The organism is Micromonospora sp. NPDC023966, from assembly GCF_040639095.1.
Taxonomy (GTDB): Bacteria; Actinomycetota; Actinomycetes; order Mycobacteriales; family Micromonosporaceae; genus Micromonospora.
In genome coordinates this window covers 577,473-599,728 of sequence record NZ_JBEZZJ010000001.1, presented here as the reverse complement: position 1 = coordinate 599,728, position 22,256 = coordinate 577,473, and the positions used below count along the sequence as shown (strand labels likewise).

At 72.7% G+C, this 22,256-nt stretch carries 25 protein-coding genes and 1 pseudogene; 7 read left to right on the top strand and 19 right to left on the bottom strand.

Annotated features, from left to right (window positions below; translation table 11 throughout):
- Nucleotides 1-35: 35 nt before the first annotated feature.
- From AB0F68_RS02930 to mqnC, 7 genes and pseudogenes are all read right to left on the bottom strand, one after another.
- Nucleotides 36-713, bottom strand: coding sequence for an NADH-quinone oxidoreductase subunit B family protein (locus AB0F68_RS02930; RefSeq protein ID WP_357332497.1), 678 nt, complete (start codon nucleotides 711-713; stop codon nucleotides 36-38).
- Nucleotides 714-727: 14 nt separating this feature from the next.
- Nucleotides 728-1,093 (bottom strand): NADH-quinone oxidoreductase subunit A, encoded by a 366-nt coding sequence (locus tag AB0F68_RS02925; RefSeq protein WP_355638086.1) that lies wholly within the window; start codon nucleotides 1,091-1,093, stop codon nucleotides 728-730.
- Between the two features lie 132 nt (nucleotides 1,094-1,225).
- Entirely contained in the window at nucleotides 1,226-2,500 is a 1,275-nt protein-coding gene (locus AB0F68_RS02920; protein ID WP_357332494.1) for a geranylgeranyl reductase family protein, read from the bottom strand.
- A 125-nt stretch (nucleotides 2,501-2,625) separates the two neighbouring features.
- A complete protein-coding gene (locus tag AB0F68_RS02915; RefSeq protein ID WP_357332492.1) occupies nucleotides 2,626-2,844 on the bottom strand; it encodes a hypothetical protein in 219 nt (72 codons plus the stop codon).
- Nucleotides 2,845-2,917: 73 nt separating this feature from the next.
- The gene (locus tag AB0F68_RS02910; protein ID WP_357332490.1) at nucleotides 2,918-3,628 is read right to left on the bottom strand and encodes a demethylmenaquinone methyltransferase; all 711 of its coding nucleotides are present in this window, start codon (nucleotides 3,626-3,628) and stop codon (nucleotides 2,918-2,920) included.
- Between the two features lie 95 nt (nucleotides 3,629-3,723).
- Nucleotides 3,724-3,873, bottom strand: a pseudogene (locus AB0F68_RS02905) (cell wall anchor protein); the annotation flags it as partial.
- A 265-nt stretch (nucleotides 3,874-4,138) separates the two neighbouring features.
- On the bottom strand, nucleotides 4,139-5,329 hold the full coding sequence (gene mqnC / locus AB0F68_RS02900; RefSeq protein WP_357332488.1) for a cyclic dehypoxanthinyl futalosine synthase: 1,191 nt from the start codon (nucleotides 5,327-5,329) through the stop codon (nucleotides 4,139-4,141).
- A gap of 192 nt (nucleotides 5,330-5,521) precedes the next feature.
- Here mqnC and AB0F68_RS02895 point away from each other — a divergent pair, with 192 nt between their 5' ends.
- Nucleotides 5,522-6,199, top strand: a complete 678-nt coding sequence (locus AB0F68_RS02895; protein ID WP_357332486.1) for a hypothetical protein — start codon at nucleotides 5,522-5,524, stop codon at nucleotides 6,197-6,199.
- Between the two features lie 63 nt (nucleotides 6,200-6,262).
- On the opposite strand, the gene paaE is transcribed toward AB0F68_RS02895, so the two are convergent.
- Genes paaE through paaA form a run of 5 tightly spaced genes read right to left on the bottom strand, consistent with a single transcriptional unit; the run spans nucleotide 6,263 to nucleotide 9,909 of the window.
- On the bottom strand, nucleotides 6,263-7,372 hold the full coding sequence (paaE, locus tag AB0F68_RS02890; RefSeq protein WP_357332484.1) for a 1,2-phenylacetyl-CoA epoxidase subunit PaaE: 1,110 nt from the start codon (nucleotides 7,370-7,372) through the stop codon (nucleotides 6,263-6,265).
- Nucleotides 7,369-7,842, bottom strand: a complete 474-nt coding sequence (gene paaD, locus AB0F68_RS02885) for a 1,2-phenylacetyl-CoA epoxidase subunit PaaD (protein WP_357332482.1) — start codon at nucleotides 7,840-7,842, stop codon at nucleotides 7,369-7,371. Before paaD ends, paaE begins: the two co-directional genes overlap by 4 nt.
- A complete protein-coding gene (paaC, locus tag AB0F68_RS02880) occupies nucleotides 7,842-8,567 on the bottom strand; it encodes a 1,2-phenylacetyl-CoA epoxidase subunit PaaC (protein ID WP_357332480.1) in 726 nt (241 codons plus the stop codon). The genes paaD and paaC overlap by 1 nt, the downstream gene beginning before the upstream one ends.
- A complete protein-coding gene (gene paaB / locus AB0F68_RS02875; RefSeq protein WP_357332478.1) occupies nucleotides 8,564-8,848 on the bottom strand; it encodes a 1,2-phenylacetyl-CoA epoxidase subunit PaaB in 285 nt (94 codons plus the stop codon). The genes paaC and paaB overlap by 4 nt, the downstream gene beginning before the upstream one ends.
- The gene (gene paaA / locus AB0F68_RS02870) at nucleotides 8,845-9,909 is read right to left on the bottom strand and encodes a 1,2-phenylacetyl-CoA epoxidase subunit PaaA (RefSeq protein WP_357332476.1); all 1,065 of its coding nucleotides are present in this window, start codon (nucleotides 9,907-9,909) and stop codon (nucleotides 8,845-8,847) included. Before paaA ends, paaB begins: the two co-directional genes overlap by 4 nt.
- A gap of 372 nt (nucleotides 9,910-10,281) precedes the next feature.
- On the opposite strand from paaA, the gene AB0F68_RS02865 reads away from it, so the two are divergent.
- Both AB0F68_RS02865 and AB0F68_RS02860 read left to right on the top strand, forming a co-directional pair.
- A complete protein-coding gene (locus AB0F68_RS02865; protein ID WP_357332474.1) occupies nucleotides 10,282-11,247 on the top strand; it encodes a hypothetical protein in 966 nt (321 codons plus the stop codon).
- Complete coding sequence (locus AB0F68_RS02860; RefSeq protein WP_357332472.1) at nucleotides 11,247-12,182, top strand: hypothetical protein; 936 nt, start codon at nucleotides 11,247-11,249, stop codon at nucleotides 12,180-12,182. Before AB0F68_RS02865 ends, AB0F68_RS02860 begins: the two co-directional genes overlap by 1 nt.
- 71 nt (nucleotides 12,183-12,253) lie before the next feature.
- On the opposite strand, the gene AB0F68_RS02855 is transcribed toward AB0F68_RS02860, so the two are convergent.
- The 3 genes from AB0F68_RS02855 to AB0F68_RS02845 are packed head-to-tail and all read right to left on the bottom strand — an operon-like array spanning nucleotide 12,254 to nucleotide 15,042.
- Nucleotides 12,254-13,105: a menaquinone biosynthesis protein gene (locus AB0F68_RS02855; protein WP_357332470.1), complete on the bottom strand. Its 852-nt coding sequence runs from the start codon at nucleotides 13,103-13,105 to the stop codon at nucleotides 12,254-12,256.
- Between the two features lie 33 nt (nucleotides 13,106-13,138).
- Nucleotides 13,139-14,416: an MFS transporter gene (locus AB0F68_RS02850; RefSeq protein WP_357332468.1), complete on the bottom strand. Its 1,278-nt coding sequence runs from the start codon at nucleotides 14,414-14,416 to the stop codon at nucleotides 13,139-13,141.
- A gap of 44 nt (nucleotides 14,417-14,460) precedes the next feature.
- Complete coding sequence (locus tag AB0F68_RS02845) at nucleotides 14,461-15,042, bottom strand: winged helix-turn-helix domain-containing protein (protein WP_357332466.1); 582 nt, start codon at nucleotides 15,040-15,042, stop codon at nucleotides 14,461-14,463.
- A 225-nt stretch (nucleotides 15,043-15,267) separates the two neighbouring features.
- Here AB0F68_RS02845 and AB0F68_RS02840 point away from each other — a divergent pair, with 225 nt between their 5' ends.
- Entirely contained in the window at nucleotides 15,268-17,307 is a 2,040-nt protein-coding gene (locus AB0F68_RS02840) for an AAA family ATPase (RefSeq protein WP_357332464.1), read from the top strand.
- A gap of 1 nt (nucleotide 17,308) precedes the next feature.
- Here AB0F68_RS02840 and AB0F68_RS02835 read toward each other — a convergent pair whose 3' ends face one another.
- From AB0F68_RS02835 to AB0F68_RS02820, 4 genes are read right to left on the bottom strand one after another with little or no spacing between them, the layout of a single operon-like run.
- Nucleotides 17,309-17,911, bottom strand: a complete 603-nt coding sequence (locus AB0F68_RS02835) for a hypothetical protein (RefSeq protein WP_357332462.1) — start codon at nucleotides 17,909-17,911, stop codon at nucleotides 17,309-17,311.
- Nucleotides 17,912-17,915: 4 nt separating this feature from the next.
- Nucleotides 17,916-18,269 (bottom strand): YbaB/EbfC family nucleoid-associated protein, encoded by a 354-nt coding sequence (locus tag AB0F68_RS02830; RefSeq protein WP_357332460.1) that lies wholly within the window; start codon nucleotides 18,267-18,269, stop codon nucleotides 17,916-17,918.
- Between the two features lie 9 nt (nucleotides 18,270-18,278).
- Complete coding sequence (locus tag AB0F68_RS02825; RefSeq protein ID WP_357332458.1) at nucleotides 18,279-19,205, bottom strand: WXG100 family type VII secretion target; 927 nt, start codon at nucleotides 19,203-19,205, stop codon at nucleotides 18,279-18,281.
- Nucleotides 19,206-19,215: 10 nt separating this feature from the next.
- Entirely contained in the window at nucleotides 19,216-19,536 is a 321-nt protein-coding gene (locus AB0F68_RS02820) for a type VII secretion target (RefSeq protein ID WP_357332456.1), read from the bottom strand.
- A 170-nt stretch (nucleotides 19,537-19,706) separates the two neighbouring features.
- On the opposite strand from AB0F68_RS02820, the gene AB0F68_RS02815 reads away from it, so the two are divergent.
- The 3 genes from AB0F68_RS02815 to AB0F68_RS02805 all read left to right on the top strand — a co-directional run bounded on the left by AB0F68_RS02815 (nucleotide 19,707) and on the right by AB0F68_RS02805 (nucleotide 22,194).
- Nucleotides 19,707-20,594: an ABC transporter ATP-binding protein gene (locus AB0F68_RS02815; RefSeq protein ID WP_357332454.1), complete on the top strand. Its 888-nt coding sequence runs from the start codon at nucleotides 19,707-19,709 to the stop codon at nucleotides 20,592-20,594.
- A 9-nt stretch (nucleotides 20,595-20,603) separates the two neighbouring features.
- A complete protein-coding gene (locus tag AB0F68_RS02810) occupies nucleotides 20,604-21,341 on the top strand; it encodes an ABC transporter permease (RefSeq protein WP_357332452.1) in 738 nt (245 codons plus the stop codon).
- A 94-nt stretch (nucleotides 21,342-21,435) separates the two neighbouring features.
- On the top strand, nucleotides 21,436-22,194 hold the full coding sequence (locus AB0F68_RS02805; protein ID WP_357332450.1) for a VOC family protein: 759 nt from the start codon (nucleotides 21,436-21,438) through the stop codon (nucleotides 22,192-22,194).
- Nucleotides 22,195-22,256: the final 62 nt, after the last annotated feature.

Genomic DNA, 22,256 nt, shown 5'->3' with positions numbered 1-22,256 from the left:
GACTGCGGGGCTCCGCTCCGCTGCACTCCTCGCGCTCACTTAGGGCCCCCCTGCGACTGGAGGTGGTTCTGCGCCTTCATCCAGTTCTCGATCCGCAGCTGCTCCTCGCGCCCCTCGCGGACCGCCTTCGTCCACTCGGCGCGCCGGGCCTTGTCGTTGCGGTAGGACGACGGCATCGAGCCGTAGGGCACGACGGGCACGTCACCGCGTTCCTTGCGGGCCTCCAGCATCTTGCGGCCGTTCGGGCCCAGCGGCTCGTACATGATCTTCTCGCGGAGCTTGAGCACCGCGTCGATGAGCATCTCGGGCCGGGGCGGGCAGCCCGGGAGGTACATGTCGACCGGCACGATGTGGTCGACGCCCTGCACGATGGCGTAGTTGTTGAACATGCCGCCGCTGCTGGCGCAGACGCCCATCGAGATGACCCAGCGGGGCTCGGCCATCTGGTCGTAGATCTGGCGCAGCACCGGGGCCATCTTCTGGCTCACCCGGCCGGCCACGATCATCAGGTCCGCCTGCCGCGGCGAGGCCCGGAAGACCTCCATGCCCCAGCGGCCCATGTCGTAGTGCGGACCACCGGCGGCCATCATCTCGATGGCACAGCAGGCCAGGCCGAAGGTGGCGCCCCAGACGGACGACTTCCGCGACCAGTTGACCAGCTTCTCCACGGAGGTGAGCAGGACGCCGGCCGGGAGCTTCTCCTCGATGCCCATCTGACGTACCTCCCTCAGTCCCAGTCCAGGCCGCCGCGCCGCCAGACGTAGGCGTAGGCGACGAAGACCGCGACGATGAACAGGACCATCTCCACGAAGCCGAAGATCGGCAGGGCGTCGAAGGAGACCGCCCAGGGGTAGAGGAAGATGATCTCGATGTCGAAGACGATGAAGAGCATCGCCGTCAGGTAGAACTTGACCGGGAACCGGCCGCCGCCGACCGGCTGCGGGCTCGGTTCGATGCCGCACTCGTACGCCTCGAGCTTGGCCTTGTTAAGACGCCGGGGGCCGGCGAATCGGGCGGCGGCCACGGAGAACAGCGCGAACCCCGCGGCGAGGGCGAACAGCCCGATGATCGGTGCGTAAGGAGAGAGCGTCATCGTTGTCTCCTGCTCGTCCTTCCCTGACCTCGGTGGTTAGCGAAAATCACACTATTCACGTCCCTCACGACCTCGTCGGCGGGGGTCGATCCTTGTCGGCCCCGGGGCGATGGCGCCCCGGTGGACGGTGGTCTACACGGCGGGTGCCACCCTCGTCATCGCGTTGATGACCCGGTCCATGGCGTCCCCGCCCCGGGGGTCGGTGAGGTTGGCCAGCAGCTTGAGCACGAAGCGCATCAGCATCGGGTGCGGCATGCCGTGCTTGGTGGCCATCCGCATCACCTCGGGCCGTCCGATGAGCTTCACGAAGATCCCGCCGAGCCGGTAGTAGCCCCCGAAACGGGCCTTCAGCTCCTGCGGGTACGCCAGCAGCGCCCGCTCCCGCTCCGCGCCGGCCGGCCGGGCGAGCGCCTGCACCGCCACCTCGGCGGCCAGCTCGCCGGACTCCATCGCGTACGCGATGCCCTCGCCGTTGAACGGGTTGACCATGCCACCGGAGTCGCCCACCAGCAGGACCCCGCGGGTGTAGTGCGGGACCCGGTTGAAGCCCATCGGCAGCGCGGCGCCGAGGATCGGCCCCTCCGCGTTGGCCTCGTCGGTCATCCCCCAGTCCTCGGGGGTGTTGGCCAGCCAGTCGGTGAGCAGCCGCCGGTAGTTCGTCTTGCCGAACGCCGAGGAGGAGTTGAGCACGCCCAGGCCGACGTTCACCCGGCCGTCGCCGAGACCGAAGATCCAGCCGTAGCCGGGCAGCAGCGCGTCGTTGCCCTTGGCCCGCAGCTCCAGCCAGGACTCCAGGTAGTCGTCGTCGTGCTTGGCGGGCGAGCGGTAGTAGCGGCGGACGGCCACGCCGATCGGCCGGTCCTCGCGCTTGGCCAGCCCGAGGGCGAGCGGGAAGCGGCCGGAGACGCCGTCCGCGGCGACCACCAGCGGCGCGTGGAAGCTGGCCGGCTCCTTGTCCGGGCCCACCTCGGCCTGCACGCCGATCACCCGGTCGTCGGCGTCGAGCACCGGACCCAGCACGTTGACGCTGGTCCGCAGCTTCGCGCCGGCGGCCACGGCCCGCTGGGCGAGCAGGTCGTCGAAGTCGAGCCGGGTGCGGACCAGGCCGTAGTTGGGGAAGCTGGCCAGGTCGGGCCAGTCCAGTTCCAGGCGTACCCCGCCGCCGATCACCCGGAGGCCCTTGTTGTGCAGCCAGCCGGCCTCGGGCGAGGTGTCCACGCCCATCCGGATCAGCTGCCGCACGGCCCGGGGGGTGAGCCCGTCGCCGCAGACCTTCTCCCGGGGAAACTCGGTCTTCTCCAGCAGCAGCACGCGCACGCCGTGCCGCGCCAGGTGGTACGCAGTCGCCGATCCGCCGGGACCGGCGCCCACGACGATGACGTCGGCGTCGTTCTCCACCGCGGTCATCCGCGCCTCCTCCCGCATGCTCGTGAAATGCTTCACAAGCCGATCCGGTTGGAGTCTATGACCGGCGTTACACCTGTATGCGCTGAGGGGGGCCTAACTCGCGCAAGCGGGCCGGTGAGAGTCGGTCAGGAGCGCGCCGGGGTGGCCGGTCCCAGGCCGGCGTCGAGCCGGATCGCCTCGGGCAGGTGCTCGCGCAGCGCCCCGCCGGCCGCGCGGTCGAGCGCGGCCAGCACCTCGGCGACCACCTGACGGACATCCGCGGGATCCGCGCCGGCCAGTTCCCGGAGCTGCGCGATGAGCTCGGCGGCGTCGTCGTCGGTGGCCGTCTGGTCTCGTGCCGTCATGGGGGCGAGCCTACGGGACAAAGTAGACCTGAAACGGATATTCACGAAAAGGCCGGTTTATACCGGCTCGGCCTCAGTTCCGGATCGCGCGGTGCAGCGCCACGACCCCGCCGGTCAGGTTGCGCCAGCCCACCCGGCCCCAGCCGGCCGCGCCGACCCGCGCGGCCAGCGCCGCCTGGTCCGGCCAGGCCCGGATCGACTCCGCCAGGTAGACGTAGGCGTCGGGGTTGCTCGACACCGCGCGGGCCACCGCCGGCAGGGACCGCATCAGGTACGACAGGTAGACCGTGCGGAACGCCGGGTTGACCGGGGTGCTGAACTCGCAGACCACCAGCCGGCCGCCCGGCCGGGTGACCCGGGCCAGCTCGCGCAGCGCCGCGTCGGTGTCGTTGACGTTGCGCAGCGCGAAGGAGATGGTCACCGCGTCGAAGCTGGCGTCGGCGAACGGCAGCCGCAGCGCGTCACCGGCCAGCAGCGGCACCCCCGGCCGGGTGCGCTTGCCGGCGTGCAGCATGCCGAGCGACAGGTCGGCGCCCACCGCGTACGCCCCGGAGTGGGCCAGTTCCTCGGTCGAGACGCCGGTGCCGGCGCCCACGTCCAGAACCCGCTCGCCGGGGCGCAGCCCGAGCGCCTCCCGGGTGGCCCGCCGCCAGAACCGGTCCTGCCCGAAGGAGAGCACGGTGTTGGTCAGGTCGTAGCGGGCGGCCACGCCGTCGAACATCGCGGCGACCTCGTGCGGCTGCTTGTCCAGGCTGGCGCGCTGGCCCTGCGGGGTACGGCTCACCCCTCCACTCTGCCAGCCGACCCGCGCCCGACTCCTTCCGGGTACGCGAAGGGCGGGGTAGGTCACCCACCCCGCCCCGGCACTGTCCAGGTCGGTCAGTCCTCGGTCCGCTCGTCGGTCGGCGTGACGAGAACCACCTTCCGGCGGCGGGAGAGCACCAGCAGCGCCCCGCCGGCCAGCAGGATGGCCGCGCCGTCCCCGGCGATCAGCCCGACCTGCACACCGGTCACCGGCAGTCCGCCGCCGGAGCGACGTCGGGACGCGCCAGAACCTCGTCGATGAATTCCTCTGTCCGCAAGGGAACGCAGACAGCAGGGGCGGGATGGTGGACCCATCCCGCCCCTGCTGCTGTGCGTTATGTGAACGGCCCTCGCGGGCCGGTGGAGGACGACCGCCAGGCGGACGTCGACAGACTAGCCGCCGGCGTGGCCGCGCGGGTCAAGGTCGCGCTGGTCGCCGCCGTCCTGTTATCTCACCGGCCGGTGGACCCCTCGATCGGGGGAAACGGGGTCAGTTGACCTCGACCAGCGGGAGCGGCTTCCCGGCCCCGCCGCCCGGCAGGGCGATCGAGGAGAAGTGCGAGACCACCCGGTCGTCGCTCGGGTCGTCGGCCGGGGTCCGGTGCACCGCGAGCCGGTTGTAGAGCGTGTCCCGCTGGGCCGGGATCCGGTCGGCGGTGCGGATCATCGAGATCAGCTCGTGCAGGTTCGAGCGGTGCCGGGCGCCGGCCGAGGAGATGACGTTCTCCTCCAGCATGATCGAGCCGAGGTCGTCCACCCCCATGTGCAGGGCGAGCTGACCGACGTCCTTGCCGGTGGTCAGCCAGGACGCCTGCAGGTGCGGCACCGTCTCGAAGAAGAGCCGGGCCACCGCGATCAGCCGCAGGTATTCCAGCGCGGTCGCCTGGGTGCGGCCCTTCAGGTGGTTGTTCTCCGGCTGGTACGTCCACGGGATGAACGCGCGGAAGCCGCCGGTGCGGTCCTGCACGTCGCGGATCATCCGCAGGTGCTCGATCCGCTCGGCGTGGGTCTCGCCGGTGCCCATCATCATCGTCGCGGTCGACTCCAGGCCCTGCCGGTGCGCCAGCTCCATGACCTCCAGCCAGCGCGCGCCCGACTCCTTGAGCGGCGCGATCGCCTGGCGGGGCCGGTCCGGCAGCATCTCGGCGCCGGCGCCGGCGATCGAGTCCAGCCCGGCGGCCTTGATCCGGGCGATCGCCTCGTCCAGGCTCACCCCGGAGACCTTGGCCATGTGCAGGATCTCGCTCGGGCCGATCGAGTGGATGGCGAGCTGCGGATACGCCTGCTTGACCGCGGAGAACAGCTCCTCGTAGTACTCCACGCCGTAGTCCGGGTGGTGGCCGCCCTGGAGCATGACCTGGGTGGCGCCCAGCTCGACCGCCTCGCCGCAGCGGCGCAGGATCTCCTCGGTCGGGTGGGTCCAGCCCTCCTTGTGCTTGGGGGCGCGGTAGAAGGCGCAGAACTTGCACGCCGTCACGCAGACGTTCGTGTAGTTGATGTTGCGGTCGATCAGGTACGTGACGATGTTGTCCGGGTAGCGCCGCCGGCGCACCGCGTCCGCCGCCTCGCCCAGCGCGTGGAAGGGCGCCTCGGTGTAGAGCAGCAGGGCCTCCTCGGGCGTGATCCGCCCGCCGTCCGCGCCGCGCTGCAGGATGTCGTCGATCTCCCGGCTCACCGTCACGTCCCCGAGGGTACGCCGGTGTGACGCCGAGGCCGTGAGGGGTGCTCCGCGATGTGATGCCTCGGCTCGGTTCATCCCCGGGCCGGCCGGCGCTCCGGCGCGGTCGTTGAGCGGGCGATCAGTGGGACAGCGAAATGCGCTGATGCTGGCCTATCGTGCGGTGTTCTTCCAGACTTCGATCAAGGACAAGTCGTGACCGCACCCTTCGCACACCCACCGCAGGTCCCGCCCGCGCCGCAGCCGGCGGCCTGGCCCGGCACCGTCCTCACCTGCCGCTGCTGCGGCTCGATCCCCGCGATCAAGGCGACGCTGCACGGGCATCAGGGCTTCCTCATCTTCATGCGGCTCCTCACCCAGCACGGTCCGTACTGCAGGTCGTGCGGCATCGCCGTCTGCCGGGAGATGAGCGCCAGGACCCTCTGGCAGGGCTGGTGGGGCTTCCTCTCCATGATCATCACCCCGGCGGTCCTGATCGGGAACCTCGTCACCCGCGTGCGGCTCAGCCGTCTCGCCGAGCCGGTGCCGGGCGCTCCCGGCACCCCCGCGACGCCGGGCAAGCCGGTGTTCCGGCGGGCGGCGGCGTTCGGTCTCCTCATCCCCGTGGCGATCGCCTCCGTGATCGGCTGGTCGATCTCCAGTGACCCGTCCTACGCCGACGTCGGCGCCTGCGTCAGCGCCACCGGCACGGACTCGGACCCGGACGTCAACGTCGTGGACTGCGGCGACCCGGCGGCCACCTACGTCATCGTCGGCAAGGTCGAGGACACCACCGACGACGCGCAGTGCGGTCGGTTCTCCGGCGCGGTCGCGGCCTACACGGAACAGCGGGACTCGCAGAAGCTCCTGCTCTGCCTCGGCGCGAATCGCTGACGGCCACCCGGTCCACTGCGTGCCGGTCGCGCTCCAGGCAGCGAGCGGCACGCAGCGGGCCGGTCAGGCGTCGTAGTCGACCGTGAGCTTGTCGCTGACCGGGCTGGACTGGCAGGTGAGCACGTAGCCGGCGGCCACCTCGTCCGGCTCCAGGGCGTAGTTGCGGGCCATGGTCACCTCGCCGGAGACCACCTTGGCCCGGCAGGTCGAGCAGACCCCGCCCTTGCAGGCGTACGGCAGCTCGCCGCGGACCTTGAGCGCGGCGTCCAGCACCCGCTCGTCGCGGCCCATCGTGAAGCTCGACGAGCGCCCGTCCAGCACGATCGTCACCTCGGCCCCGGCGCCGGGCTGGTCGGTCGGGCGGCGGACCGGCTCCGGCGGGGCGTCGACGTGGAACAGCTCGGTGTGCACAGCCGGCTCGGGCACGCTCCGGCCGGCCAGCACCGCCTTGGCGTCCACCACCATCCCGTACGGGCCGCAGAGGAACCACTCCTCGATCGCCTCGCCGGGGACGACGGTGTCGAGCAGCCGGGCCAGCCGGTCGGCGTCGATCCGCCCGGAGAGCAGCGCCGACTCGCCCATCTCCCGGGAGAGCACGTGCACCAGGTGCAGCCGGGTCGGCCACCGGTCCTTCAGGTCGGCCAGCTCCTCGGCGAACATCACGGTGTTCGCGGTGCGATTGCCGTACACCAGGGTGAAGGTGCTGGCCGGCTCGACGGCCAGCGCGGTCGCGACCAGCGAGAGCACCGGGGTGATGCCGGAGCCGGCGACCACCGCGCCGTAGCGGCGGACCCGGTCGGGGGCGAAGGCGGAGGTGAAGTGTCCGAGCGGGGGCAGCACCTCGACGGTGTCGCCGCCGCGCAGCGCCCCGCAGGCGTACGCGGAGAAGGCGCCGCCGGGGACCTCCCGCACGCCGACCCGCAGCCGGCCGTGCCGGGCCAGCTCGTCGGGGGTGGAGCAGATCGAGTACGACCGTCGCACCTCCGCGCCGTCCGTCCCGACCCGCCGGACCGTGAGGTGCTGCCCGGCGGAGAACGCGAACGTCTCCCGCAGCTCCTCCGGTACGGCGAAGGTGATCGCCACGGCGTCGTCGGTGAGCCGGTCGACGGCGGCGACATTCAGCGGGTGGAAGATCGGCCGGCGACGGACCGGTCGGGTGATCGTGACAGTCACAGCGCCTTCAGGTGGTCGAAGGGTTCGGAGCAGGCGCGGCAGCGCCACAGGGCCTTGCACGCGGTGGAGCCGAACCGGCTGACCTGCTCGGTCTCCGGGGAGCCGCAGCGCGGGCAGCGGACGGCCAGGGTCAGCGGGACGACGCCGCCCCGCGCGGCGGGCGCGGGTGGGGCGATGCCGGCGGCGGCCAGCTTGGCCCGGCCGCGCTCCGAGATCCAGTCGGTGCTCCACGCCGGCGCGTACACCGTGTGGACCTCGGCGTCCGGGTGGCCGGCGGCGGCGAGCGCGCGGCGGATGTCCGCCCGGATCACGTCCATCGCCGGGCAGCCGGTGTAGGTGGGGGTGATGGTGACGACGACCCGGCCGGTGGCCGGGTCCTCGTCGACGGCCCGCAGGATGCCCAGCTCGTCGATGGTGACCACCCGGATCTCCGGGTCCACCACCGCCGCCACGGCCGCCCTGGGGTCCATTACCACTTCGCTCCGGGATGGGCGCGGTGCAACACCTGCATCTCGGCCAGCAGGTAGGAGAGGTGCTCGGTGTGGACGCCGGCCCGGCCACCGCCCGGGGCCCAGCCGTCGGCCGGCCGGGTCAGCGTCGCCTCGTCGAGCACCGCCGACACGACGGCGTCGAAGTCGGCCCGCAGGGCGGCCGGGTCGACCGGCGCCGCCGGGTCCGCGGTGAACAGCTCATGGGTGTACGGCCACACCTGGTCGACCGCGTCCTGCATGCGCCGGTGCGACTCGTCCGTGCCGTCGCCGAGCCGCTTCACCCAGAGCGAGGCGTGGTCCAGGTGGTACGCGGACTCCTTGCGCGCCTTCGCCCCGATCGCGGCCAGCCGCTCGTCGGCGCACCCGCTCAGCGCGGTGTAGAGCGGGAGCTGGTAGGCGGCCAGCAGGAACAGCTTCGCCATGGTCACGCCGAAGTCGCCGTTGGGCAGCTCGACCAGGAGGCAGTTGCGGAACTCCCGGTCGCCGCGCAGGTAGGCCAGCGCGTCCTCGTCCCGGCCGGCGCCCTCCAGCTCGCCCGCGTACGTGAGCAGCAGGCGGGCCGCGCCGAGCTGGTCGAGGGCGATGTTGGCCAGCGCGACGTCCTCCTCCATCTCCGGCGCACGGGAGGTCCACTCGCCGAGCCGCTGCGCGGCGATCAGCGCGTCGTCGCCGAGGGCGAGGGTGAAGTCGAACAGGCCGGTCACAGGTGGGCCACCCCGTCCGGCACCTCGTAGAAGGTGGGGTGGCGGTAGACCTTGTCGGCGGCCGGGTCGAAGAAGGCGTCCTTCTCGTCCGGGCTGGACGCGGTGATCGCGCTCGCCGGCACCACCCAGATCGACACGCCCTCCTGGCGCCGGGTGTAGAGGTCCCGGGCGTTGCGCAGGGCCAGCTCGGCGTCGGGGGCGTGCAGGCTGCCGACGTGGGTGTGCGACAAACCGCGCCGCGCCCGCACGAAGACCTCCCAGAGCGGGGACTGCTCGCTCACGCTGCCACCTTCTCCCTGCTGTTCCGCTTCGCCGCGTACGCCGCGGCGGCCTCCCGCACCCAGGCGCCCTCGGCGTGCGCCCGGCGCCGGTGCTCCATCCGCTGCCGGTTGCACGGCCCTTCGCCCTTGATCACCCGCATCAGCTCGTCGTAGTCGGGCTGGGTGTAGTCGTAGGCCTGCCGCTGCTCGTTCCAGCGCAGGTCCGGGTCGGGGATGGTGAGACCGAGGATCTCCGCCTGCTGCACGCACATGTCGACGAAGCGCTGGCGCAGCTCGTCGTTGGAGAAGCGCTTGATCTTCCAGGCCATCGACTGCGCGCTGTGCGTCGAGTCTCCGTCCGGCGGCCCGAACATGGCCAGTGACGGGTACCACCAGCGGTCCACGGCGTCCTGGGCCATGGCCTTCTGCTCCGGGGTGCCGTGGGCCAGCGTGTGCAGGATCTCGTACCCCTGGCGCTGGTGGAAGGACTCCTCCTTGCAGACCCGGATCATGGCGCGGGCGTACGGACCGTAGGAGCAGCGGCAGAGCGGCACCTGGTTGACGATCGCCGCGCCGTCCACCAGCCAGCCGATCGCGCCCACGTCCGCCCAGGTCAGGGTCGGGTAGTTGAAGATCGAGCTGTACTTCTGCCGGCCCTCGATCAGCAGCTCGACCAGCTCGTCGCGGCTGACCCCGAGCGTCTCCGCCGCGGCGTAGAGGTAGAGGCCGTGGCCGGCCTCGTCCTGCACCTTGGCCAGCAGGATCGCCTTGCGCTTGAGCGAGGGGGCCCGGCTGATCCAGTTCCCCTCCGGCTGCATGCCGATGATCTCGGAGTGCGCGTGCTGGGCGATCTGCCGGATCAGCGTCTTCCGGTAGGCCTCCGGCATCCAGTCCCGCGGCTCGATCTTCTGGTCGGCGTCGATCACGTCCGCGAAGTACGCCGAGAGGTCCTCGTCGGGCGCCGGTCCGCCGCGCCGGGCGCGTGCCGCCGCCTCGCGCAGGGCCGCCTCCGCCGCCTCCACCTCGCCGAGCAGGCCGCCGCCCGGGCCGTCCTCGGGCGGGGCGAAGTCGTTGCCATACATGAGGCCAGTGTTACAGCTCGCGCCCGATGACACCAGAGGGTGTAACAGGTTTCCGAACCCACCTTCTGTCACCGCGCGACCGCTTCCAGTAACAAGGCCCGGACTGCGCCAACCATGTGACCTCGGCCACCCGACAAAGATGAATCCCCCCAACCTCTGCATATCGGCCTAATATCCCGCCTTCACGGCGAGTTGCCGGGCGTCGGGATCTGGCATATGCCCTGTCCGGAAGTAGACTTCGCCCGGCACACCGATCGGCTGCCGACGATCGCCACCCGCTCCAGGCCATCTCCCCCGGCCTCGGCGATCAGGCCGAAACACATTCGGAAAGCGCCGGTCCCCCCGGCCAGACAATCTGGAGTTCACCCACTCATGCGACCTCGCGTGACCATGGTGCTCGCCATCGTGGCGGTCCTCCTCGGCGGCGGCATGCTGGTCCCCGCCGCGTACGCCAAGCTCTCCGGCGGCGACGGCGCCGGCGGTCTCGGCGGCATCGGCGGCGGTGTGGCGCAGGTCCCCGCGCCCGCACCCACCGCACCCCCCGAGCCCACGCTGGCCGCCGGCCCGGTCACGGTGAACTTCCAGGGCAAGTTCTTCTCCTGGGCGCTCATGGACCGGAAGACCGGGAAGATCAGCGGCGCGCCGAACATGAAGTCGACCAACTCGACCGAGTCGATGATCAAAGCGTGGATCGTCTCCGACTACCTGCGCGAACTCGACGGCAAGCCGCTCAGCGCGGCGCGGAAGAAGCAGGCCGTCACCGCCATCCGGGACAGCAACGACATCTCGGCCGAGGCGCTCTACAACGCCGGCGGACGCAAGGCGGTGCTGGACCGGCTGATCAAGATGTGCAAACTGACCGACACCAGGATTGAACCCACCCGGGCCAAGTGGGCGTACACCCAGATGTCACCCCGCGACGCGGTGCGCATGGGCGACTGCATCGGCGACGGCACCGCCGCCGGGCCGAAGTGGACGAAGTGGGTGCTCAACGAGATGGCCAACGTGCGGGGCAGCGTCAACGACCAGAAGTCCGAGGCCGTCCAGGGCGGCCACTGGGGCATCGTCGACGGGCTGCCCGCCTCGATCAAGTCCCAGGGGCCGGTCAGCATCAAGAACGGCTTCACCATGCTCTGGGCCGACGGCCAGTGGCACGTCAACTGCCTCGCGGTGACCGACGACTGGACGCTGGCCGTGATGATGCGTTATCCCGGCGCCGGTAACACGAAGATCCCCTCGTACGGCGCGAAGGTCTGCGCCAGCGTGGCCACCCAGCTGGTCACCCCGCAGCCGGGCGCCGCCCTGAAGGTGCCGCAGCAGCCGGTCGGGAAGCTCTGATGGCGGGCAACCGCCGCCGGCCGGGCAGCGACCGAAGCCCGCTGCTCTACAGCGCCGTCGCCGTGATCCTGGTCGGCCTGGTGCTCGTCTCACTCCGATTCGTGCCCGGCTCGCCGCTGCGCCCGACGGCCGGCTCGCACCCGGTCGACACCGCCGCCGGCCGCTCCACGGGCACGCCCACCAACCGCGACGCGCGGCCCGAGCCGTCCCCGTCGCCCTCGCTGACGCCGCTGCCGTTCGAGGCGACGGACCTCGACGACCTGAACATCAAGGGCTGGTACGCCTGGAGCGTGCTGGACAAGCGGACCGGCAAGATCATCGGCTCGAAGAACATGGCCGAGACCAGCACCACCGCCTCGATGATCAAGTCCTGGATCGTCGCCGACTACCTGCGCCGCACGGCCGACGCCGGGCAGACGCCGAGCGACTCGAAGCTGGACGACGCCACGCAGATCATCCGGGACAGCGACAACACCCGGGCCGAGCAGTTCTACAACAGCGTCGGCCGATCCGCCTCGATCAAGCGGCTGATCCAGATGTGCGACCTGACCGACAGCAAGGTCGCCAGCGACGGCGGCTGGAGCCGGACCGCGCTGTCCCCCCGGGACACCGCCCGGCTCGGGCTCTGCATCGACGACGGCCGCGCGGCCGGCCCGAAGTGGACCAAGTGGTTGCTGAACGAGATGCGGCTGGTCCGCGGCGCCGGTGACTTCGGCATCCGCAAGGCGTTCCCGGCCAACGTGCAGAAGACCATCGCCATCAAGAACGGCTGGATCGACCGGACCAGGGAGCAGGAGATGCACATCAACTGCCTGGCGATCGGCGACACCTGGACGATGGGTGTGATGGTCCGCTACCCGATCGGCATGGGTTACGACTACGGCATGAAGAACTGCGAAAAGATCACCGAGGCGCTGCTCCGCCCGGCGACCTGACCCAGGACCCAGCTCGCCGATGTGGCGGTGTCCCTACCTCGGGACGCCGCCACATCGCCGTTGTGGACGCCTCAGCCCTGGAAGAAGGCGGGACCGCCCGCGGGCAGCGGCGGGGCCTCGCCGATCGCCGCGGCGCGGCGGGCGAACTCCCGCAGGCCGGCCACCTGCCGCTCACCGAGGGAGAAGTCGAGGGTACGGAAGTAGGTCGCCAGGGTCGCCGCGTCGAACGGTTCCCAGCGGGCCCCGGCCTCGGCCACCTGGTCCAGCTCGGCCAGGCACAGGTCACGCGAGCGCAGGAACGCCTCGTGCACCTCCTTGACCAGGCCGGGGTGAGCGGCGGCGAAGTCGCGGCGCACCGCCCAGACCGCGAAGACCATCGGCAGCCCGGTCCACTCGCGCCAGGCCTGCCCGAGGTCGGTCACGGCCAGACCCTTGCGGGGCGCCTCGTAGAGCGCGCGCAGCGCCACATCGCCGATCACCACCCCGGCGTCGGCCTCCAGCAGCATCTGGGTCAGGTCCGGCGGGCAGCGGAAGTACTCCGGGCGCACCCCGTACCGCTCCGCGAGCAGGAGCTGGGCCAGCAGCACCCCGGTACGCGAGGTGGAGCCGAGCGCCACCCGGGCGCCGTCCAGCTCGTCCAGGGGCCGGGTGGACACCACGTTGACCGAGAGCACCGGGCCGTCGCTGCCGACCGCGAGGTCCGGCAGGAGCAGCAGCTCGTCGGCGTGGCGCAGGTACTCCACCTGGGAGATCGGGCCGATGTCCAGGTCACCGGCGACCAGCGCGGCGTTCAGCCGGTCCGGCGAGTCCTTGTGCAGGTCGACGTCGATCAGCGCGCCGGACCGCATCAGGCCCCAGTAGATCGGCAGGCAGTTGAGGAACTGGATGTGCCCCACGCGGGGGCGGGCGATGCGGTCGGCCATGACTCGACCGTATCGCCGCCGGACCGGGCCGGCTCAGCGGGAGGGGGTCGGAGTGGCGAACTCCGCACGCCGCTCCGGCTCGAACCCGGGGGCGGGCCGGGCGGTGCGCTCGCCGCGGACCGCCCGGCGCACCGGCCAGGCCGCCGCGACGACCACCAGCACGCCGGCCACCCCGCTGCCGGCGACCAGCGGCCGGGGCGCGGCCACCTCCAGCAGCAGGCCGCCGATCAGGTAGCCGGCCATCCCGGCGCCCTGCACCGCCGCGCCGAAGACCGCGTACGCCCGGCCCCGCGCCGCCTCGGGGACGCGCCGGGCCAGCAGCAGGTTGTTGAAGACGTTGTCGCCGCCGTTGCCCACCCCGCCGGCCAGCCAGATCGGCACGAGCAGCCAGGCGGTCGGCACCGCCGCCGAGGCCAGCACCGCCAGGCAGCAGCCGCCGAGCAGGACCAGCCCGGCGCCGAGCAGCGCGCCGTCGTCGGTGAGCCGGCGGGCGAGCCGCGCGAATAGCCAGCCGCCGAGCACGATCCCGAGCGTCCAGGCGCCGGTGATCAGGCCGTAGACCGTGGTGGAGCTGTGCAGGGTCTCCCGGATGAAGAAGACCTCGATGACGTTGATGGCGCCGACTGCGGCGACCACCGCGGCGAGGCTGCCCACCATCACCATCAGCAGCGGGTCGCGGCGCAGCAGCCAGGCGGGCGGCGGGGTGACCGCGCCGGCGGCGGGCGCGGCCGACCGACGGCCACCCCGGCGGGTACGGATGAGCAGCCCGGCCGCGACGAGCGCGAGGTAGCTGACGGCGTCGACGAGCAGTGGCATCCGGGTGCCGAACTGGCCGACGAGCAGCCCGGCCAGCGCCGGCCCGGCGAGCGCGCCCAGGGTGCCGGCGGTCTGGTTCAGCGCGCCCGCCCGGGGCAGGTCGTCGGCCCGCACCATGGCCGGCACCAGCGCCGCGAGCACCGGCTGGGTGACCGCGAGCCCGGCCGCGAGCAGCGCGACCAGCACGATGACCAGGGCCGGGTGCCCGGCGTACGCGAGCGCCAGGCAGATCGCGGCCTGACCGAGCCCGGCGGTCACCAGCAGCACCCGGCTGTCCACCCGGTCGGCGAGCCGGCCGGTCAGCGGGGCGAGCGCGACGAGCGGCAGCGTGGCGGCGAGCAGCAGCCCGGAGACGGCGAGTCCACCGGCCCCGGCCGACTGGAGCGCCAGGGTCAGCGCGCTCGCGGCGAGGAAGTCCCCGCAGCTGGAGACGCCGCGTGCGGCGGTGGCGAGCCAGACGTCGGACCAGCGCGACGAGTCAGATGCGAAGGACATATTTCGAAAATAATCCTTCACACCTGTTCGTTCAACCCCCCGGCTCAATCCAGCGGCAGAGCCCGGTACTGCACGGCGACGGCCCGTGCCCCCTCCGGCGGGTCGGCCCGCAGCCGCCGCCGGTACGGATCGAGCAGCCGCTGGATGGACTGGTTCAGCTCGGTCAACTCCTCCGCGGTGAGCAGCAGCAGGGTATCGCTGAACCAGGCCGCCGCGTACCACTCGGGCGGCTCGTCCGGGGCGCGGCGGATCCAGTCCCGGGCCCGCTGGCTGTCCCGGGCCAGGTGCGCGTCAACCAGGGCCAGCTCGGCGGCGCGGGCCTCGGAGTCCGCGTCCTGCCCGGACTCGATGTAGTAGGACGGGCTGAACGCCCGCCAGACCCGCTCCCGGGCGTCACCCCGGCTCGGGGCCTCCTCGATCAGGCCGAACTTCGCCAGCTCCCGCAGGTGGTAGCTGGTCGCGCTCGGCGAGAGCCCGGCGATCTCGGCGCACTCGGTGGCGGTCGCACCGCCCTCCACCGTGCTGAGATGCTCCATGATCGCCATACGGGCCGGGTGGGCCAGGGCCCGCATCACCTGCGGGTCGCTGATCGTCACCCGGCGCTGCTCCGGCCGCGCCTCCGTCATGCCACCCATGATTCCGACCCGGCCGGGTCCCGCACCAGCACCCCCGGCACTCCGCCGGGCACATCGCGCCGGCCGGAAAACCGGTTGCCCGGCGACGGCGCCGGAGTAGGCTGTTCTGTCCCGCCTGACGGCCGTGGTGAGTAGCACCGCACAGGACGTCCCCGCGCCGACCCGAGGTCGGAAACGCGAGCGGCAGCGTTGTTCCCCGTGACGAGGAGTACGTGGATGACCCTGCACGCCCAAGAACAGACCCTGGACGCCGAACTCGTCGCCGAGCGCGCCCACCTGGACACCTCCCGGGCGGCGCTGCGCCGGATGCGGGAGCGCGCCGAGTCCCTCTTCGCCACCGGCGGCACGGTGGCCGGCGACGCGTACACCGCCGAGCAGCTCGGCCGGCACATGGCCCGGCGGGTCAAGGAGCTGGCCGACGACCCGACCACCCCGCTCTTCTTCGGCCGGCTGGATTTCGGGCCCGGCGACCCCGAGCATGCCGGGCGCGACTACCACGTCGGGCGCCGGCACGTCACCGACGAGCTGGGCGAGCCGCTCGTGCTCGACTGGCGGGCCCCGGTCTCCCGGTCGTTCTACCGGGCCAGCGCCCGCGAACCGCAGGGCGTCGCGGTCCGACGCCGGTTCGGGTTCAGCACCGGGGTGCTGACCAGCTTCGAGGACGAACGGCTGGACCGGGGCGAGGAGCTGGGCACGGCCAGCCGCATCCTCACCGCCGAGATCGAACGCCCCCGCGTCGGCCCGATGCGGGACATTGTCGCCACCATCCAGCCCGAGCAGGACGAGCTGGTCCGGGCCGACCTGGCCGACTCGATCTGCGTCCAGGGCGCGCCGGGCACCGGTAAGACGGCGGTCGGGCTGCACCGCGCCGCGTACCTGCTCTACCTGCACCGCGAGCGGTTGCGCCGGTCGGGCGTGCTGATCGTCGGGCCGAACCGGGCGTTCCTGTCGTACATCGCGGCGGTGCTGCCGGCGCTCGGCGAGGTCGAGGTCGCGCAGGCCACGGTGGAGGACCTGGTCGCCGAGGTGCCGGTCCGCGCGGTCGACGACCCCGCCGTGGCCGTCCTCAAGCACGACATCCGGCTGGCCGAGGTGCTGCGCCGCGCGGTCGACGCGCACATCGGCACGCCCACCGAGCCGATCATGGTCTCGGACGGCTCGTTCCGCTGGCGGATCGGCCTCGACCCGCTGCACCGGCTGGTCGAGGAGACCCGCCGCGAGGGCCTGCCGTACGCGACCGGCCGGGACCGGGTCCGGGCCCGCGTGGTGGGGCTGCTGCAACGCCAGGCGGAGGCACGCCGGGCCGAGTCGCCCGGCGACGCCTGGCTGCGCCGGATGGCCAAGGCGAAGCCGGTCACCGAGTTCCTCGACGCGGTCTGGCCGGCGCTCACCCCCGACGGGCTGCTGCACCGGCTGCTGACCGACCCCGCGGCGCTCGCCGCCGCCGCCGACGGCCTGCTCACCGCCGAGGAGCAGGAGCTGTTCCGGTCCGGCAAGGTCGGGCGTACCCCGAAGGCGACCCGGTGGACCGCCGCGGACGCGGTGCTGATCGACGAGGCCGCCGGGCTGCTGGAACGGCCCGCCGGCTTCGGGCACGTGGTGGTCGACGAGGCGCAGGACCTGTCCCCGATGCAGTGCCGGGCCATCGCCCGGCGCAGCGAGCACGGCTCGATCACCCTCCTCGGCGACCTGGCCCAGGGCACCGCGCCCTGGGCGGCCACCGACTGGCGGGAGTCCCTGGCCCACCTGGGCAAGCCGGGCGCGGTGGTGGTGCCGCTGAGCGTCGGCTTCCGGGTGCCGGCCGCGGTGGTCGCGTTCGCCAACCGGCTGCTACCGGCGCTCGCCGTCGACGTGCCCCCGGCGCAGTCGCTGCGCCGCGACGGGGCGCTCGACGTGCGTACCGTCGAGGACCTGACGGCGGCGGCGGTGGTCGAGGTGCGGGCGGCGCTGGCGCACGACGGTTCGGTCGGCGTGATCGCCGCGGACGACGCGGTGGAGGGGCTCCGCGCGGCGCTCGCCGATGCGGGTGTCCAGACCGCGACCGCCGACGACGTGGAGACCGCGGCGCGGGTCACCGTGGTCCCGGCGACGCTGGTCAAGGGCCTGGAGTACGACCACGTGGTGGTCGTCGAGCCGGCCGCGATCGTGGCCGCCGAGCCGCGCGGCCTGCACCGCCTCTACGTGGTGCTGACCCGGGCGGTGTCCCGGCTGGCCGTGCTGCACCGGGAGCCGCTGCCCGCGCCGCTCGCCGGCTGACTCAGGCGGCGAGCGCGGCGGCGACGTCCCGCAGCGGCCGGCCCGACTCGGCGATCGGCACGGTGAAGGCGAGCCAGGAGCCGTCGGTGAAGTAGAGCCGCAGCCGCTTCGGGTTGAGCCGGTGCCAGCCCACCCGGGCCGACGCCACCTCCGCCCGCGGCGCCGACCAGGCGATCCCGGTCTCCGCCACGGACCGCTCGTCGTCCTTCCGGCTGGACAGCAGCTTCATCGGCCCGCTCACACAGACCAGCAGCCGCCGGTCGGTGGCCACCAACAGGACGTCCCGTGCCGCCAGGTCCGGCTTGGGCGGGTGCAGCGCGTGGCGCAGCCGGGAGGCGGCGGAGCCCGGGGCGCCGCGCCCGGCGATTCCCCACGCCACCCGGTCGACCAGCCGGTCGCCCCGCTCCCAGCTGATCAGCGGGGAGATCAGGTTGAGCAGCACCGCCCCGGCGCTCACCCCGCCGGCGGCCGCCTCGGGCTTCGCCGCATCGGGCGGCGGAGGTGGCGCCGCCCCCTGGGCCGCATCGGCCTTCGCGTACGCCAGCACCTGCTCGCCCGGCTCGACCAGTTGGCCGATCCGATCGCGGTATCCGGTGGGGTCCATCGGCTCAGTATCGATCGTGGCCGTAGCCGTCGTCGCCGGCCCGCTCCGCCGCCGGCGTGTTGCCCATGACCTCGCCGACGATCTCCCGGACGCGGGCGGCGGCGGCCTCCTGCGCGCGGTTCGCCGCCGCAGTGAACTCCTCGGCCAGCGTGTAGGAGTCGAGCCGCATGGCCCGCGCGTTGATCTCGGTGGAGAGGATCCGGCCGTCGGCGGCCGCCGTGACGGTCACCAGGCCGGAGTCACTCACGCCCTCGGCGCTGCTCTGCTCCAGCTCGGCCATCCGCGCGCCGAGCTCACGCTGCCACCCGTCCAGGTTGCGGGCCAGCGCCTCGATCCGGTCCAGGGCCGGGAAGGTCATGGCTGCCTCTCAGTTCACGATCGAGTCGAAGACGTTCTGCACGCCCTTGGTGTACGGCCCCAGGTCCTCCGAGTAGGTGCCGTCCACCAGGTAGTTGCGGTCCTTGTGGCCGTCGGAGACGTCGTGCAGGCCGACCCCGGTGTCGAGCAGGGCGCCGCCGATGCCGGGGATGTTCACCGGGGAGGCCTGGTTGATGGCGAACTTGCCGGGGAACAGGATGGCGGCGCGTTGGATCTTGAACGCGAACGCCTCCTTGGTGTAGCCGGACTTGTTCCACGCCCGGTACGCCTTCTTGGCCTTGCGCAGCTCCATCACGACCTTGCGGTAGCGGGTGAGCAGCTCGGCGACCTTCTCCAGCTTGGTGACCAGCTTGGTGAGGATCTCCGCGAACCGGGCCACGATCTTGACCATGCGGCCGACCGTGGTGGCCAGCCGGGCCAGCACCCGCACCACCGTGGCGGCCAGGGTCACTCCGGCGCTGAGCACGGCCGCCACCGCCGCGATGATGACCTCGGTCAGGAACCAGAGCAGGAACTCCAGGATCAGCTCGACCAGCAGGTTGAACGCGTCGACCGCCGCGTTCGCCGCGTCGACCAGCACCTCCTTGGTGCCGTCCAGCCCCTTGGCCAGCTCCTCGATCGCCTCCTCGACGGACTCCATCGAGGCGTGGAACTTCTCCGCCGCGTCGCCGTCCCAGGCGCCGCGCAGCCGGGCCCGGTCGGCGACCTGGTCGCCGGCGATCTGCCGGACCGCCTCGCCGGTGTCGAGGGCGAGCTGGGCCGCCCGCATGAGGTCGTCGGGCTCGCCGGCGACCAGCTCCAGCAGCTGCTCGAACGGCCAGAGCACCGCGTTGGAGAGCGGCTTGAACGGGTCGGGCGTGCCCGACACGATCTGCTCGAAGTAGGTCTTGTTGCGCTGCAACGCCTCGGTGCTCATCGGGCCTCCCTCAGGCGCCCGGCGCGAACATGTCGGTGTTCGCCACGTCGGTTCCGGTGTAGGCGTCGGCGGTGTCGCTGATGCCCTCGGCGATGTCGGCCATCACCTCGGCGGCATCCTCCAGCCCCTGCAGGCAGGCCTCGAACTGCTCGGCGTACGCGGCGGCGAGGCTGAACGACGCCGGCATGATGCCGAAGGAGTGCCGGGGCACGTGCCCGTCGTGGAAGACCCGGCGCAGCTCGCGGAAGCGGCCGGCCCGGTCCCGGGAGGCGGCGGCGAAGGCGGTCAGCGCCTCCGGCTGGACGTCCAGGTTCCTGCTCGGACTCGTCACGCGGACCCTCCCCAGTGTCCAGTCGACAGTCACCCGTCGCCGGGCGGGGCCGGACAACGGGATTACCACAGTAGGCGATCGCACCCATTCGCGCGGGGCGGTGAGACTGGCGCCGGCACGGTAGACAGGGGCATGCCCGTCCGGGACCGCGACCCCTGAGGAGCCTGACGATGATCCTGGCCCGCGCCGACCAGGTCAGCCGCCGCTACGGCGAGGTGCTGGCCCTGGACCGGGTCGACCTGACCGTCCGCGCCGGGGAGCTGGTGGGCCTGCTCGGCCCGAACGGCGCCGGCAAGAGCACCCTGCTCAACCTGCTGGTCGGGCTGCGCCGCCCCACCGCCGGCCGGGTCGAGCTGCTCGGCGGCGACCCGCGCGACCCGGTGAGCCGGCGGCAGCTCGGGGTGACCCCGCAGGAGACCGGCCTGCCCGGCACGCTGCGGGTCGGCGAGGTGGTCGACTTCGTCGCCGCGCACTTCCCCGACCCGGTGCCCCGGGGCGAGCTGCTCGACCGGTTCGGCCTCACCGACCAGGTGCGCCGGCAGACCGGCGGCCTCTCCGGCGGGCAGCGCCGCCGGCTGGCGGTGGCGCTCGCCTTCGTCGGCCGGCCCCGCCTCGTGGTCCTCGACGAGCCCACCACCGGGCTGGACGTGGAGGCCCGGCGCACTTTGTGGGAGGCCGTCCGGGGCTTCCACGCCGAGGGTGGCACGGTCCTGCTGAGCAGCCACTACCTGGAGGAGGTGGAGGCGCTGGCCCAGCGGGTGGTGGTGATCGGGCACGGGCGGGTGCTCGCCGACGACTCGGTGACGGCGATCCGCGGCATCGTCGGCGTACGCCGGGTCAGCCTGGTCGCCGACGACCTGCCGCCGCTGCCCGGCGTGGTGGCCACCGAGCACACCGAGGGGCGCACCCACCTGCTCACCACGGACGCCGACCAGCTCGTCCGCGACCTGGTCGGCGCCGGCGTGGCGTTCCGCGACCTGGAGGTCCGGCCCACCTCGCTGGAGGAGGCGTTCCTCGCCCTCACCGCCGACGACCGGCCCGCACCCACCCCCGCCTAGGAGACCGCCGTGCCGCTCGCCCTGGTCCACGCCCGCTACCAGCTCCTGGAGATCGTCCGGATCCCGGTCGCGGTGGTCGGCAGCGCATTCTTCCCCGCCGCCGCCATGCTCTTCTTCGTGGTGCCGTTCGCCGGTGACGACGCCACCGGCGCCACCTACGCCACCGCCGCCATGGTCACCTTCGCGGTGATGAGCGCCAACATCTTCCAGTACGGCGTGGGCGTCGCCGAGGACCGCGACCAGCCCTGGAACCCGTACACCCGGACCCTGCCGGCCGGGCCGGCGCCGCGCCTGGCCGGGCGGATCCTGGCCGGGCTGGTGCTGACCTACCTGTCGATGATCCCGGTGGTGGTGATCGCCGCGGTCGCCACCGCGGCCCGGGTGACCCCGGCGCAGTTCCTGCTCGGCCTCGCCGGCGTCGCGGTGATCTCCGTGCCGTTCACCCTGCTCGGCATGACGATCGGCTACTCGCTGCCGAGCAAGGCGGCCATCGTGGTGGCCCAGGTGGTGTTCTTCCCGCTGGCCTTCGGCGGCGGCCTGCTCTCCGGCCCGGACGACGCGCCCGGCTTCATCCAGGCGATTGCCCCCTACCTGCCCACCCGGGGCGCGGTCGAGCTGATGTGGGCCGCCGTCACCGACTGGCGGCCCGACCCCCGGGCCATGGTGATGCTGGTCGTCTGGGTGGTGGCGCTCGCGGCGGTCGCCGGATGGGCGTACCGGCGGGACGAGGGACGCCGGTTCACCTGACCTTTTGTCCGAATCCGGCCCGGCGGCCGATGCGGCGGTGCCACGATGCCGGCAGGGCGTGCCAGTGGGGCCGCCCCCGGCGAGAGGGGTCAGCGTGGACGGCGTGGAGCCCGGCACGCCCTGCTGGACCGACCTGGCCACCCCCGGTCTGGACGACGCGAAGCGGTTCTACCCGGAGCTGTTCGGCTGGACCGGCCGGGTGTCCGCCGAGCCGACCGCCGGCGGTTACACCACCTTCCTGAAGGACGGCCGGGCCGTGGCCGGGGCCGGCCCGCCGGCCGCCCCGGAGCAGGTGCCGGTCTGGTCGATGTACGTGGCGACCGACGACGCGGAACTGGTCGCCACCCGGGTGCACGCGGCCGGCGGCCAGGTGGTGGTCTCCCCGTTCGACGTCTTCGAGCAGGGCCGGATGGCGGTCCTCTCCGATCCGGCGGGCGCGGTCTTCAGCGTCTGGCAGCCGATGGCGATGCGCGGGGCGGAGTTGTTCAACGCCCCCGGCTCGATGTGCTGGAACGAGCTGGTCACCCCCGACCCCGAGGGGGCGAAGGACTTCTACGCGCTGGTCTTCGGCTGGCACCCCGAGGAGCAGGCGACCGGCCCGGTCCCCTACACGGGGTGGCGATGCGGCGCCCGGATCGTCGCTGGCATGATGCCGCAGCTGGAGCCGCTGCCCGAGGACCTGCCGGCGTACTGGACGGTCTACTTCGCGGTCGAGGACGCCGACGCCACCGCGGCCCGGGCCGCCGAGTTGGGCGGCACCATTCTCGTCCCGCCCCGGGACAATCCGGCCGGCCGCAGCGCCGCGCTCCGCGACCCCCAGGGCGCCCTCTTCTCCATAACCGCCCTCCGCTGACCCCCGCCCGCCCCGCCCCTGCCGCCGCCGATCTTGCAGTTGCGGCCCTCGTGAGGCGGCAT